Origin of the sequence: Alteromonas hispanica, assembly GCF_010500915.1 — a bacterium.
In the GTDB taxonomy this organism is placed as follows: domain Bacteria; phylum Pseudomonadota; class Gammaproteobacteria; order Enterobacterales; family Alteromonadaceae; genus Alteromonas; species Alteromonas hispanica.
The window spans coordinates 34,079-48,179 of sequence record NZ_JAAAWP010000017.1 but is presented as its reverse complement, the minus strand read 5'-3'; the positions used below and the strand labels follow the sequence as shown (position 1 = coordinate 48,179).

The 14,101-nt window shown below is 43.2% G+C and carries 13 protein-coding genes and 1 tRNA gene; 7 read left to right on the top strand and 7 right to left on the bottom strand.

Annotation, left to right across the window (positions count from 1 at the left end):
• Positions 1-413 precede the first annotated feature (413 nt).
• Together GTW09_RS17260 and GTW09_RS17255 are read left to right on the top strand one after the other, a co-directional pair.
• A complete protein-coding gene (locus GTW09_RS17260) occupies positions 414-959 on the top strand; it encodes a heme NO-binding domain-containing protein (protein ID WP_163112859.1) in 546 nt (181 codons plus the stop codon).
• An 8-nt stretch (positions 960-967) separates the two neighbouring features.
• Positions 968-2,221 carry a sensor histidine kinase gene (locus GTW09_RS17255; protein WP_163112858.1) on the top strand — a complete coding sequence of 418 codons (1,254 nt, stop codon included), beginning with the start codon at positions 968-970 and terminating at the stop codon, positions 2,219-2,221.
• A gap of 61 nt (positions 2,222-2,282) precedes the next feature.
• Here GTW09_RS17255 and GTW09_RS17250 read toward each other — a convergent pair whose 3' ends face one another.
• Complete coding sequence (locus tag GTW09_RS17250; RefSeq protein ID WP_163112857.1) at positions 2,283-2,906, bottom strand: HD domain-containing protein; 624 nt, start codon at positions 2,904-2,906, stop codon at positions 2,283-2,285.
• 11 nt (positions 2,907-2,917) lie between these two features.
• The gene (locus GTW09_RS17245; protein ID WP_203565819.1) at positions 2,918-4,042 is read right to left on the bottom strand and encodes a TauD/TfdA family dioxygenase; all 1,125 of its coding nucleotides are present in this window, start codon (positions 4,040-4,042) and stop codon (positions 2,918-2,920) included.
• 98 nt (positions 4,043-4,140) lie between these two features.
• On the opposite strand from GTW09_RS17245, the gene GTW09_RS17240 reads away from it, so the two are divergent.
• Positions 4,141-5,043: a LysR substrate-binding domain-containing protein gene (locus GTW09_RS17240; protein ID WP_163112856.1), complete on the top strand. Its 903-nt coding sequence runs from the start codon at positions 4,141-4,143 to the stop codon at positions 5,041-5,043.
• 54 nt (positions 5,044-5,097) lie between these two features.
• On the opposite strand, the gene GTW09_RS17235 is transcribed toward GTW09_RS17240, so the two are convergent.
• Positions 5,098-5,174: transfer RNA gene (locus GTW09_RS17235), tRNA-Arg, on the bottom strand.
• Between the two features lie 245 nt (positions 5,175-5,419).
• Here GTW09_RS17235 and GTW09_RS17230 point away from each other — a divergent pair.
• Together GTW09_RS17230 and GTW09_RS17225 are read left to right on the top strand one after the other, a co-directional pair.
• Positions 5,420-5,827 (top strand): c-type cytochrome, encoded by a 408-nt coding sequence (locus tag GTW09_RS17230; RefSeq protein ID WP_071978191.1) that lies wholly within the window; start codon positions 5,420-5,422, stop codon positions 5,825-5,827.
• A gap of 104 nt (positions 5,828-5,931) precedes the next feature.
• A complete protein-coding gene (locus GTW09_RS17225) occupies positions 5,932-8,532 on the top strand; it encodes a sensor domain-containing phosphodiesterase (RefSeq protein WP_163112855.1) in 2,601 nt (866 codons plus the stop codon).
• A 51-nt stretch (positions 8,533-8,583) separates the two neighbouring features.
• On the opposite strand, the gene rep is transcribed toward GTW09_RS17225, so the two are convergent.
• The gene (gene rep, locus GTW09_RS17220) at positions 8,584-10,599 is read right to left on the bottom strand and encodes a DNA helicase Rep (RefSeq protein WP_071978189.1); all 2,016 of its coding nucleotides are present in this window, start codon (positions 10,597-10,599) and stop codon (positions 8,584-8,586) included.
• A gap of 218 nt (positions 10,600-10,817) precedes the next feature.
• On the opposite strand from rep, the gene ubiK reads away from it, so the two are divergent.
• Entirely contained in the window at positions 10,818-11,069 is a 252-nt protein-coding gene (ubiK, locus tag GTW09_RS17215) for a ubiquinone biosynthesis accessory factor UbiK (RefSeq protein WP_163112854.1), read from the top strand.
• On the opposite strand, the gene ubiA is transcribed toward ubiK, so the two are convergent.
• Complete coding sequence (ubiA, locus tag GTW09_RS17210; RefSeq protein ID WP_163112853.1) at positions 11,055-11,918, bottom strand: 4-hydroxybenzoate octaprenyltransferase; 864 nt, start codon at positions 11,916-11,918, stop codon at positions 11,055-11,057. The genes ubiK and ubiA overlap by 15 nt on opposite strands.
• Positions 11,919-11,942: 24 nt before the next feature.
• Positions 11,943-12,515 carry a chorismate lyase gene (locus GTW09_RS17205; protein ID WP_163112852.1) on the bottom strand — a complete coding sequence of 191 codons (573 nt, stop codon included), beginning with the start codon at positions 12,513-12,515 and terminating at the stop codon, positions 11,943-11,945.
• A 235-nt stretch (positions 12,516-12,750) separates the two neighbouring features.
• On the opposite strand from GTW09_RS17205, the gene GTW09_RS17200 reads away from it, so the two are divergent.
• Positions 12,751-13,167: a flagellar basal body-associated protein FliL gene (locus tag GTW09_RS17200; protein WP_163112851.1), complete on the top strand. Its 417-nt coding sequence runs from the start codon at positions 12,751-12,753 to the stop codon at positions 13,165-13,167.
• A gap of 19 nt (positions 13,168-13,186) precedes the next feature.
• Here the strand turns inward: GTW09_RS17200 and glpG are convergent, their stop codons facing one another.
• Positions 13,187-14,071 (bottom strand): rhomboid family intramembrane serine protease GlpG, encoded by an 885-nt coding sequence (gene glpG, locus GTW09_RS17195; protein ID WP_163112850.1) that lies wholly within the window; start codon positions 14,069-14,071, stop codon positions 13,187-13,189.
• Between the last annotated feature and the right edge of the window lie 30 nt (positions 14,072-14,101).

The following is a 14,101-nucleotide window of genomic DNA, read 5'->3' as shown; positions in this document are numbered from 1 at the left end:
GGTTCTGGCGACTGGATTATAACGAAGAAAGAACACATGAAAGTCTCGGTAACCTGCCTCCGGCAGCTTACCGAGAAAAACTGGAAAACTCTAGTTTAGAACTGTGTCATTAATGGGGAAGTGGACACTTGCATTGAAAGAGTTAAAAAGCACAGCGATGCTAGTGAATATCTCAACTTCATTCCATTGTTCCTTGTTGTAAATAAATTTTTTATTATGTAAATGTTTAGAAAAATTTTTAGCAATAAACACGCCAACAAAAAAAGCAATAAATTTCAAGCAATTAGATAAGCTCACTTATTCTGATGATTGCTTTGTAAAAAAGCCTGACAATTAAGCCCGCTACTTTTGAATTACATTCTTTTTTTTAGCGCTGTGCTATGTTTTATAAAGTTTAAGTAGGGAGTATTTTTATGTACGGCATGGTAAACAAGTTTATTTCAACTACGGTAATAAACCGTTATGGCGAGCAGGCGTGGAACGAGATCAAACAGTCGCTCGACGACTATGAGTCCTCTTTTATTGAAATGCAGCCCTACAGCGATGACGTAACTTTTGGGCTTGTGGGTGCCTCCATAACTTACTTGGGTGTCGATCTAGCCACTTTTTTACGTCAAATGGGAGAAGACTGGGTAAAAGAAACCTCTCAAGGCAGTTACCATTCTATGTATTCTCTGGTATCGGGGGGAGCATTTGAATTCCTATCAAATCTGAACAGTATGCACCAAGTCATTTCTGCACAACTTAAAGAGCTGGTCCCACCTTCTTTTTTATGCGAAAAAAACGATGACGGAAGTATTACCATTCACTATTATTCTAGTAGAGAGGGCTTGGAGCCCTTTGTTGAAGGTTTGCTAATAGGCGTGTGTAATTACTTTGAAGAGCCTGCTGCAGTTACTCAGGTTAAAACAAAAGATGAAGACACACCATTTAGTACGTTCCGGATTAATTTCATGTAGGAAGAGTTTTGCAAATTCAAACATTCCAATTTGAGCTAGACCAACAGCTTAATATTAAGAGCTTCTCTCCAGCGTTTGCAAAAATATGCAGTCAACTTTGCGAAAACAAGCCGCTGCTAGAAGCTTTTACATTGCTTACGCCCAAAATTCCCGTAAGCAAGCAATTCCTCACCATGTTTAACGGTCAATTAGTCACTATTTGCCCGACCGGCAATACCAACTTTGTGTTTGGAGGAGCGTTTTACCAAATTCCTACCGGGTATTACTTTATAGGTTACCCACAGCTTACTGAGATGGGTAAGCTGGCAGAAATGGGATTGTCGCTCACTGATTTTGTTAATCACGACCCCATTAATTTCTACATCGGTACACTTCAGCTAAAAGAAAGCATGTACGAGGATGTCAGGAAACTAAATAAAGACCTTAAGGCCAGTGCAGAGCACCTTGAATCTTTGGTAGACCAACGCACCAAAGAGTTGCTTCAATCGGAAAAAATGGCCTCTATTGGTACCCTTGCTGCTGGTGTAGCCCATGAAATTAATAACCCCATTGGCTTTTTACTCAGTAACTTGTCTAGCCTCGATGCCTACATGCAAAGCATCATTCCGCTAGTAACCGCATTGTCAAAACTATCACCTGAAGATAAAAATCAGATAGAAAATTTAACGCAATCCAGTATTAATTGGGATGATTTAGCGTTTATGTCAGAAGACATTCCGCCGCTTATTCATGAAAGTGTTGATGGTGCTAGGCGAGTAAGCAAAACCGTAGCAGGGTTACGCAGCTTTGCTCATCCTTCAGATTCAACACAAGATAGAATGTCTGTTCAATCTGCCATTAACTTAGCTATTTCTTTGGTTAATAACGAATTAAAACATAATGCTGCCTTACATTATGAACCCGGTGACGATTGCTATGTAAATGGTAACTTAACAGAGCTAAGTCAGGTATTTGTAAATCTACTCGTAAACGCAGTGCAGGCCATTGAAAAAAACGGTGTGATTGATATTGATATAGAAGAAACGGATAACACTGTACAGGTAAGAGTTAGAGACAACGGCTGCGGAATTCCCGCTAAAAATATCGACAAACTGTTTCAACCGTTTTTCACAACAAAAGAAATTGGCGCAGGTACAGGGCTTGGTTTAGCCATAAGTCATGGCATTATTGAAAGCCATAACGGTGAAATAACCATTGACAGTGAGGTAGGTAAAGGCACTTGCTTTATCATCACGCTACCTGCTGCTGATACCCTTGATTAGAGCCCGTTATTAACGCGTTTAATCACGGGCTCTACTGAATTTTTAAGGGGCTGCAGTTAAACTAAGCGCTGCTTTTTCCAGACATTGCTATATCTACCGCGCTTTTCCCCATGGTTTGATTGCCCACGTATTGTGGGTCGAACGCGGGGCGAGTAAAAATGCGGCGCACGACTGGCTCGAAGTGAGACAGGGGCTTAGTAGGATAATCAGGGTCGAATGATGCCTGGTCCCATTTCTCACAAAAATCCACGCACGACTGATACCAAGGGTGGTCTTTTAAATATTCACGCTCGTTCGGATCGCCGCCAAGATGGTGGGCGTAATAGAAATTTTGAAACAAGCCGTGCTGATTAATCACCCATGTCACTTCGGGGCGCACGTAGGGACGTAAAATAGCCGCTGCAAATTGTGCATGATTATGAGGTGCTAAATCGTCGCCCAAATCATGAACTAGCGCAGCCACTATCATTTCATCATCAGCACCATCTTCTTCAGCCCGAGTGGCCGATTGCAACGAATGCTCCAGACGCGACACCTGATAACCAGAGAGCGTATTTTCTAACTGCTGCAGGGCATTTAAGATCCTATCGGGCAGGCCTTTAGCAAAGTCATCTTCGTGCTTGTTCAGAAATAGATACTCTTCTTTGGTACCCTCTTTCATTTGTTTAAAAGATACGGTTTCCATATAACCTCCTATTACTGACCACTCATTTTTTGCTTCAACAATTTATAACGACCTTTTGGTGCATCGTAATCGATGTAAGCACCGTGCAAGTGTCTCAATCCTTTATTCGGATCGAAACCTGTTCTACCGTGTAACACGCGGGTATTGTGAAACATCTGCAGCTGACCTGGCTGTAAGCAGAACTTCCATTCAAACTCTGGCGAGCTTAATAGTTGCCCTAAACGTTTTCGCGCATTGTGAAAGGTAATAAGATCGCCATCGTTCAGCAAAGGCAAATTATCTAAACGCGGGCTATAGGCAATGCCGGTTACTTTTCCGGTAGCGTCCGACTCAATAATGGTGCGTCGCTCCACTAAATCGACTTCGCTATCGAAATGACGAAAGCGAACCGGCACTTCACTTAACATTTTGTAGCCCTCGGGCTGCTCTTTCTTTAGTTGCTCTAAAACAGACAAACTATCAACCAGTGTAGATAAGCCTTCGCCCGCTTGGTTTTGTAGGCAATGCAATAGCTGAATACCCGGCATTGGGTCGCGATAAGGGTTATCGGTGTGCGGCCCAAGTGGCACCGAGCGATAGGCTAAGTCGCTTGAATTAGGGCGTGAATATACTTCAAAAGACTTACCAAAGTTGGTTTCTCTTACGTGGCCAAAAATCTCCGCAACCTCAATAGTGGCATCAAGATTTTGGGGTACGTTATCAACTATTATTACTCCGTAGGTAAGAAACTTTTCAATACCTGCAATAAGCCCTTTATCTGAATGCAACGAATGATAATCCACATGAAAAACAGACTTATCGATATCGCTTTTCCAGGGGCGAGGGGCTGGAGCGCCATCAAGGTGGTCAAAATCGGCATTAAATTCGCTGAGATCATACTCACCGCTGTAACCGTCGCTAAAAGTTAAGCTAGCGCGTAGTTCACTTTTCTTTTCCACCCGCGTAAGCGCTAAATCTGTATCGAGTTGATGCGGATCGAACAGGCGATGCTTAGTTGTCTTATCCACGTTTTCCGTATCCTGACAACGCTCTCTTAGCCACAGCGCGGGTAATGAAATTTCTTTGCCATCGATGGAGGCCAGAACGCGAACTTGCTGCTCATCTATGTGGTAATTGAGTGTTTGCACCTGTTGCATTTTTGATTTTTCCTCTGTGAAATGTCAGGCTGCGAGTATCAAGCAATTCGCTTTAGCACAACAGTAGCTAAGGCTTATGGAAAACATGCAAATTCATTATGAAGCAGCGCAAAGAGTCACCAACACTACACAGCCTTATTGCCTTTGACGCCACTGTTAAACATGGCTCTATGACACTTGCAGCCGAAGAACTAGGCATAAGCCAACCGCTTGTATCACAAAGAATTAGAGCGTTAGAAGAAGTATTGGGCGGTGTACTGATAAACCGGGAAAACAAGCCAACAACACCTACTATGGCTGGCACAAAGTACCATAATGAAATAGAACGCTCTCTGGCGACCATCTTGCGGGCAACAGATAGTGCAAAACATGATTTCAACGATTTCAGAACCAAGATATCTATAAGTGCTTATTTTGGATTCGCTTTTCATTGGTTAATGCCAAGATTGCAGCGTTTACAGCAAGCCTTTCCCGACTATTTATTTGAAATACAGCCGACAAATAGCTTATCTGATTTAATAGCTTCCCAAGCCGACATTGTTTTTCACTATTCAAGCTTAGCGGGTAAGTATGAATATGAGCATATGATGATTAAGGAAGAGGTGTTTCCTGTGTGCTCACCCGACCTTGCCAAAAAACTAGGTTTAAAGCCTGGCCAAGCGCTTAACAATTTAAGTGACTTTCCTTTGCTACATAAGGATGTTGATGATCCGCGCTGGCCAAACTGGAAAAGCTGGTCGAAGGGCGTGGGCATTAAACCTTCAAATAATCCTATTGGGTTTCGCTATAACAATTTTCCATTAATTGTTGAAGCCGCTGTAGCTGGGCAAGGATTATGTCTTGGCTGGAAAGGTTTAATTACCTCATTCATTGAAGAAGGAAAGCTTGTTCCACTCGGCCCAAGCTTAACATCGCCAGGCCGTGGCTATACCATTTGTTCTAACTATCATTCTACCTTCGCCATAGGCAACGTGATTAAGTGGCTGGTGAACGAAGTTTAGGTAGTGGCAGTTGAAAAGTGAAAACGATGATTTGTTTGAACTAAACAGAAGAAATGGCGCACCTGGCGCGATTCGAACGCGCGACCTTCGGCTTCGGAGGCCGACACTCTATCCAGCTGAGCTACAGGTGCATTAAAGACGTTTGCAGATATTAATGTATGTTAATAATCACACGTTGCAAACGGGGCGTATGATACTTAGGGCTACGGCGAGCATCAACTAATTTGTTCTTTTCTTTTTATTTTACCAAAGCCCAATTGTTAAAAATCCTTACTTTTTATAGGTAATTGGATTCTAATAGTTGTTCAACCGCCAATTACCGTTATAATCTGGCGAGTTATATTTTAAACAAATTCATCATTGCCTGGAGACAGATGTGAAATTAAAGACTTGGTTAACTGTTGCTGCTACAGCGCTTACTGTTTTTGCAGCACAAGCACAAGAAATGAGTAACGATGAAATTGCAGATCGTATTAAACCACTAGGTAAAGTGCATGTTGCAGGCGCAGCAGCACAAGGCGACGCTGCTGCGGCAGGCGGAGCAAAATCTGGTGAAGACATTTACAATTCTGCTTGCGTTGCGTGTCACAGCGCAGGCGTTCTTGGCGCACCCAAATTACAGGTAGCAGCAGATTGGCAACCACGCCTTGATGAGCGCGGCTTAGACGGCGTTTGGCAAAATGCTATCAACGGCATCAACGCTATGCCTCCAATGGGTACTTGTGGCAACTGTTCAGAAGACGATATTAAAGCCGCTATCGAGTATATGATCGAAGGAATTTAAACTAGTCTGCTTTAGTTTAAGTTGTTTGAAAAATTAGCGTTTTTTCAGTGGATGAGGTAAGTTATTCCGCTACATAAAATGTTAGTTTTATATTGGCGAGTGGAATGTCATCAAATTCGACACAATCTGAGCTGTCTGAAGAAGAACTGCGGGAACTTATACCGCAGCTTCAACAGCTTACAGATAAGTACAAGCGCGCTGAACGTGTTCAGAAAGCGCTTTTTGATATTTCCGAACTCGCCAGTTCAGTTAGTAACCTAAACCACCTCTACACGTCTATTCATGAAATCATTGGCGATTTTATGAACGCAGACAATTTCTTTGTAGCCTTTTACGACCCCGAAAGCAATGTTGTCGACTTTTCTTATTTCGTTGATGAATTTGACGAACAAACGGTTCACCAGCTTCCCGCGGAATCGTTAATGGACGGCATGACCGGCTATATTCTTAAGTCGGGTAACCACCTTTTTTACAAGCGTGACGAAGAGCAATCTCTTTCCAAGGAATTAGGGTTTAAACTTGTTGGCTCTCCGCCTTTTGAACTGCTCGGCGTACCACTTAAACGTGGAAGCCAAGTTATAGGGGCTATGGTAGTTCAAACCTACGATGAAGGTGTTCACTACACGCAAGAAGACCTTGAGGTTCTGTTGTTCGTGTCTCAACACATTGTAACCACTGTTGATAGAGTTAAAAACAGAGAGCTTACTGAACGCACTATTCGTGATCGCACGCGACAGTTGAGACGAACTAACGACGATTTACAAGAAGAAATTCTTGAACGCCAAAAAGTAGAATCGCTGCAGCAGGCGTTATTTGAAATATCAGAGTTAGCGGCCAACCTTGAAGGCGATATGAACGTCTTCTATTCAAGTCTGCATGAAATTCTCGCCAGGCTTATTAGTGCGCCAAACTGTTACATCGCTATTGTAGATAAAGAGCAGAACAAACTAGAGTTTCCTTACTTCAGTGATACTAATCAGGCCAGTATAAATTCAAGGCCAATGAGTCGTGGTTTAACTGAGTTTGTGCTTCGCACTGGTCAAGCGGAATTAATAAACCCGCCTCGCGTTTTACAATTGGCTGAAAGCGGTGAACTAGACGTTACCGTTGCTCAGAAAATGCTTAAGAGTGCTAACTCTTGGCTGGGCTCACCGCTAGTTGTAGATGGCGATATTGCCGGTGTGATCGCAGTACAAACTTATGGTAAGCACGCCAAATATACTGCGAGAGACCAAGAACTTTTGCGCTTTGTTTCGCACCATATTGCTGTGGCTATGGAGCGCAAGAGCAACACCGAGGCAATTCAAAAGTATAATCTTCAGTTAGAAGAGCGAGTAAAAGAGCGCACTGCTGAATTAAACCGCGCTAACAGCTTTTTACAGCAGCAAATTGATGAACGTAAAGAAATTGAATTAAAGCTTATTCACGACGCTCATCACGACTCTCTTACCGACTTACCCAACCGAGCCATGTTTACTAGCCGCTTAGAATTAGCCGTTGCTAGCAAGCAGCGTTATAGCGAAAACATGTTTGCGGTACTATTTATCGATTTAGACCGCTTTAAAGTAATTAACGATACATTAGGTCACCACGCTGGCGATGAATTTTTAATTGAAGTGTCGAAACGCATTGCGCTTTGCATTCGCGGCCATGATTTATTGGCCCGCTTAGGCGGTGATGAGTTCGTTGTCTTATTGGATAACTTTGAAGACAGTAGCGATGTAGAAGAAGTAGCTCGTCGCATTATTTCGTCTATTTCAGAGCCGTTTTTACTGGATGGTCGAGAAATGTACTCTGGAGCAAGTATTGGTATTGCTCACATTCAAAGTTACTACAATGCCGCTGATGAAGTGTTGCGCGATGCAGATGCCGCCATGTATCAAGCAAAAACACTGGGCCGTGGGCGCTTTGTAATGTTCGATAAGAGCATGCGTGAAAGGTTAATTGAAGAGCTTGAGCTAGAGAATGAGTTTAGACGAGCACTAAGAGATGAAGAGTTTGATTACTTTTTACAGCCGGTAGTCAATCTTGGTGATAAAACCACTCTGTATAGAGAAATGTATATTCGCTGGTCTCATCCCACTTACGGGAAAATTGCGCGAGAGCAATTTAGGCAAGTTGCAGAACACAGCGGGCTAACGATTGATTTGGATCTCTTTCAGCTGACAAAAGCGTGCGAATTAATTAAGCGTTATGAGTCTACCGATACTCCTATAGAGCGTATTGCTGTAAACGTTTCAATAAATCATCTATTACAGCCCTCTATGGTCAATCGAATGACCGAAGTTATTGCAGAGCAAGGCGTTAAAGCCAAGCAATTGGTGTTTGAGTTCGATGAAAATGATTTAAATCGTCGCTCGCAGTTTATACTCCCAGCCATTAAAAAGCTTAAGCGCGCTGGTGTCACCTTGGTATTAGATAACTTTGGTAGCGGCTTAGCCTCTCTTAGCTATTTATTTGCCTACCCTTTCGACTTCATTAAAATTGATCATCGATTTGTTAAATCCCTACCACGATCACAACGTAACCTAAAACTTATTCAGTCTGTCATGTTGATTTCTGAGCATTTAAAATTCAGTGTAATCGCTGAGGGTGTAGACGCTAAATCTCAGCTTGATGCTCTTAACGACATTGATTGTGTTTACGGACAGGGCAAAGCGCTTGAACGCGCAACTGTACTGGATATGTCTAAGGTCACCGAGTAACTGTACACTTCTCTGCGCTCTGCGCTTCGTAGTTAGTAAACATTTACTTTTTTATTTTTTACCTAATATATCCCGTAAATTTGCAATTCCTACCTGCGCTTTTTGTTGGCGCTCTTCTTTTGTCGCTTTTGGTTTTTGATTTTCCCACTGGATATCGTCTGGGGGCAATTCAAATAAGAATCGACTTGGCTCGGGCTGAATAACTTCACCAAACTGCCTGCGCTCTTTTGCCAAACTAAAGATAAGCTCTCGTTGCGCTCGGGTTATTCCTACGTAAGCTAAACGGCGCTCTTCCTCTACATTATCTTCATCGACACTGCTTTGGTGAGGTAGTAAGCCCTCTTCCATACCCACTAAAAATACAATGGGGAACTCAAGGCCCTTAGACGCGTGTAGCGTCATGAGTTGAACTTGGTCGCTTTCACCGTCTTCTTCTCCCCGCTCCATCATGTCGCGAAGTATTAAGCGATTTACCACTTCATTTAGCGTCATGGGGCTGTCGAGATCGTTCCCCTCTAACATATCGTTCACCCAACCAAACAGTGTACTTACGTTAGCCATCGCCATTTCCGCAGCTTTAGGACTTGCGCTAGTTTCGTATAACCACTCTTCGTACCCCATGGTACGGATCATACTTCTCACTGCCTCTACCGTATTTCCACGCTCAGCGTTATCAGACAATTCAACAATCCAGCGCGCAAAGCCTGACACCGAATGAAATGCTTTATCCGGCAGCACACTATTTAAGTTATTGTGCGTAGCAGCTTCGAACATCGAAACCCCCAGGCTATTTGCAAAGTTACCCAGCTTTTCTAAGGTAGCTCTACCAATACCCCGCCCCGGCGTATTAATTACCCGCAGCAACGCATTGTCATCGTCTTGGTTTACCAGAAGCCGTAGGTAAGCCATGATGTCTTTCACTTCAGTGCGACCGAAGAATGACATGCCCCCACTTATTTTGTAGGGAATACGGTTACTCATGAGTAACTTTTCGAACAAACGACTTTGGTGATTACCGCGATAAAGAATGGCGTAATCTTTAAACTTTGTACGGTTCATAAACTTGTGCGCCAGCAGCTCGGCAACAACCCTCTCCGCTTCGTGCTCTTCGTTTTTTGCTTCAATCACTTTTAAAGGTTCGCCGTAATGAAGCTCAGAAAATAGGGTTTTATCGAATAAATGCGGATTGTTTTGAATGAGAATATTTGCACAGTGCAATATGCGTCCAGACGAACGATAGTTCTGCTGAAGTTTAATAACGTTTAGGCGCGGAAAATCTTTTTGCAATAGGTTTAGATTTTGAGGCTTCGCACCGCGCCATGAATAAATAGATTGGTCGTCGTCTCCCACCACGGTAAATCGAGAGCGCTCGCCTACCAACAGCTTCACTAACTCATACTGACTGGTGTTTGTATCTTGATATTCATCAACCAGTAGATAGCGTATTTTATTTTGCCACTTTGTCCTTATTTCTTCGCTTGTTTTCAGCAATAAAGTGGGCAGCAATATAAGGTCGTCGAAGTCTAATGCGTTGTAAGCTTTAAGGTTATCTTGATAGCGCCGGTAGGCTTCTGCAAACTCTTTTTCTCCCGTGCTTGTGGCTTGTTTAAGCAGCATATCGGGCAAAATAAGATCGTTCTTCCAATTAGAAATACAACTTTGCAGCAGTTTTAATTGGTCTTTGTCGCCGTCAAGCGTGTCGGCTGTAAGGTCAGTAAGCAGAGAAATGGAGTCTTTATCATCAAAGAGCGAGAACCCCGGCTTAAGGCCCAAATCTTTCACATGCGATTTAATTATGTTTAAACCTAACGTGTGAAATGTAGATACTTTTAACCCTCTTGCCTCGGGCTTTCCTAAGGTTTGAGCCACCCGCTCTTTCATTTCACGAGCAGCTTTGTTAGTAAACGTTACCGCCGCGATATAGCGTGCCGGCATATCGCAGTTGCGAACTAAATGGGCGATTTTATTTGTAATGACTCGTGTTTTACCGCTGCCAGCCCCTGCTAATACTAAACACGGGCCAGATACGTAGGTAACAGCAGATTCTTGAGCATCATTGAGTTTCATTGTGTTCCTAAAGCAGAGTTAATAGTCGTCGGTGACGAATAAATCACGTTGATTTTGTCATCAGTCAAACGTAGTGCAAAGATACCTGTAAAAAGATACGCGTAATAAACGGCCTAGACCGGCTAGCTAATTTTGCGGTTCACGGTTTTCATTGCATGTCGTGTCGATACCGATAGAATAGAATGACTATTTTGAGCTGTGTATTATAAGGGAATTCCATGCTGGATCCGAAAAAACTAGAAGAGTTAGCAAAACAGATTGCAGATGCTGTACCGCCAGGCGTAAAAAATATGGCCGAAGGCGCAGAATCACGTGTAAAAACAGTACTTCAGTCGCAGCTGTCGAAACTCGATTTAGTCACACGCGAAGAATTTGATATTCAAAGCCAGGTGCTCATTAGAACACGTGAAAAACTGGATATGATGGAAGCGCGTATTACCGAGCTTGAAAGCCAGTTAAACGAAAAATAAATAATTCGCCGCTAGTCCGATGGTTATACAAAGACCGACTTTATGACTTTCCAAAAACGCAGTAAAACAGCCCTCGCGCTGTCTGCGTTTTATTAGTTGGTAATGCCTTACACATAATAAACCAGCTGCTAAAACAGACACAAAGTATGGCCATGCGGCCCCTATCGCTAAACCAACGCCCCACAGAATAGTAAGAGTAACTGCCTCTAAAAGCATAACTATAGTGACATCGTGCTTGCCAAATAATATTGCAGAAGACTTCACTCCAATTTTAAGGTCGTCGTCTCTGTCTACCATGGCGTACATAGTATCGTAAGCAACTGTCCAAGTGAGGTTGGCTATAAACAACCACCAGCCATAGGCAGGTACAGTTTCTAATACCGCCATAAATGCCATGGGGATAGCCCACCCAAATGCGGCACCCAAAACAGCCTGTGGCAAATGCGTGTAGCGTTTCATGAAGGGATATGAAGCAGCAAGTAACAGTGCCACCACAGATAGCGCTATGGTTTGCCAATTTAAAAACAGAACCAGGACAAACGCAATGGCAATGAGCAAAGCGAAAAGCTGCAACGCTTGTTTTGACGTCACCTCACCTGTAGCTAGGGGCCGAGCAGCGGTACGCTTTACACTTCCATCAACCTTTCTATCGGCATAGTCATTAATAACACACCCTGCACAGCGCATAACAATCACTCCCGCGATAAAAATAGCGGTAATACCGAGCGATGGTAACCCCTGTGAAGCAATAATTAATGCCCATAGAGTTGGCCAGAGTAAAAGGTAAAAGCCAATGGGCTTGTCTAAGCGCATTAAGCGAGCATATGCGCTCCAGTTATACTGTTTCATGTCCACTTCTCACTCATTAATGACCTACAAATATACGCCATTTGAGGCATAAACTGGCGACGGGGGCAGGAAAACTTCAGCCACTATTAGGTGGTGAGCTTCAAAAGTAAATACAGAACGTCTACCCCACAAGCTATGGCTAGTATCGCCTCCTAACTGGGTAGCTTGTGCCGACGACAGCTTACACACCTGAAATTCCGACCGTAAAAAACGTTTATCATTAAATAACCGCTTTCCTAAAGGTTCACGGCCTAGATTTGATAACTCGGCGTCTATAATGGCTTGGGGGATAACAGAGCGGGCAAACACCCAAGGACTGTCGTTATCGCACAAAAGGATTTCTCGTACTTGGTAAGAAGTGGCCTGATGATGGGTCTCTTTGTTCCCTTGCAGTAGAGATAGCTCATTTTTGTGAGGGGTTAACACTTCTTGACCTAACAAGCGCAACGAGAAGCTATTACAAAGCGACTGTACTCTATCTGTTAACGAGCCCGTATCTAACAGCCAATCTTTTAAGGTTACATTGGGTATATTTGCGTCTTCTGGAGGCATCCATTCAACAGTAAGGCCAACAGGGAATGTAGCGGTAAAGCTCACTTCAACACACTCTCTTTCTTAGTCTTTTTGCATGATAACATTTATTTATGCACTGTAATTGCCTTCAACGCTAAACTTTACATAGTTAATAAGCGTAAGATGTTGTAGAACATAAACAAAGGGCTTTGTGCTATTCGCACCTTTGTAGTGGTGTACTACTTTTGCAGTAGTGCGTTTAGGCGCAGCTTTGCTACAATAAGGCTGATCAAAATTTTATCACTTTTCGGTTTTCACCATGCCCAAGTCTTTCATTTTACATTGTTTAGCGTTAAGCACGTTATTATTAAGCGTATCGTTTTCTGCTCAGGCTCAAGAAAAATCACAGTTTGCCTACATTGGCCTAGAACCCGAGATTGTAACAAACTATATAAGCGATAGTTCTAGCAAGTTAGGCTATGTGCGCGTTCAAGTTGAATTGATGATATACGATGTAGACCAGCTGGAAATTGCTGAACATCACATGCCTCTTCTGCGCTCTACGGCAATCGAAATTTTTGGTCAACAACCCGCCGAAAAAGTGAAGTCGTTAAAAGGGCGCGAAGACATTCGCCTAGCACTTTTAAAAGCGCTTAAAGAGCACATGAAGCAAGAAACTGGCGGTGAAGTAGTAAAGAACGTGATCTTCACAAAGTATCTTTATCAGGGCGATTAAGAGACTGACGCTGCCGGCTTTATTTAGATTTTCCAGACCCTAAGCTTAATACGCCGGCTAACAAGCACCCTGTTATCAAACCAGCTGTATGGGCTGCATTAGCCATATTGACCCATAAAATATCTGCGTAGCCCAATACCAACCACACCAACATAAAACCAACAATGGAATTAGGCAACGATAGCCCCCATTGCGGTCGCAACCACCCTAACCACCACACAAAGCCCATTACGGCGTATACCACACCAGATAAACCACCAAATAAAAATATGTTGGACGAAACAGGCTCGCTAAATAAGGCTTGTGCTGCGTTTGATACAACTGCCGATACAACGAACACAATGCACAGCATTGATACGCCAAACGTACGCTCAATTTTGGCGCCGAGCATGCTCCACCACAAAAGATTAAACACAATATGCAGTATGCTGAAATGAATAAACGCAGGGCCTAACAAACGCCACCATTGGTTATTTTCAGCCAACAAACCAAAGGGCTGCATGAGCAGCTGTTGGGGAAAAGGAGCGAATAACCCTAACTTAAAAATTCCATAGACACATACGCACAACATAAAAATAAGCGACGTAAACGGGGTTGAAACAGCATTTGCGAAAAGCTCACCAACAGAAAAACTGCTACCAGAGGATGCCAGCTTTACGTTTTGGCCGCTATCCCATGCGGCTTGCTGATATTTAGGGTGTGTTGGGTTGGCAAGAAAGTCTTTAGCAATGAGTTCAGCTTGAGCGGTTTGCTCAGCATCTTTGAGCACAACTATAAATTCAGACGATGATTTTTGCGATGAGCCAGACTCGGAGACGGAAGAGTGGATACCTTGGCTATTAAGGTAATTAGCGAGTAAATGCGCAGCGCTTTGCTGATTAAAGGCAATGAGCGGATGGTCCATCTAAGAATAACTCCAAAACACAAAGGAATA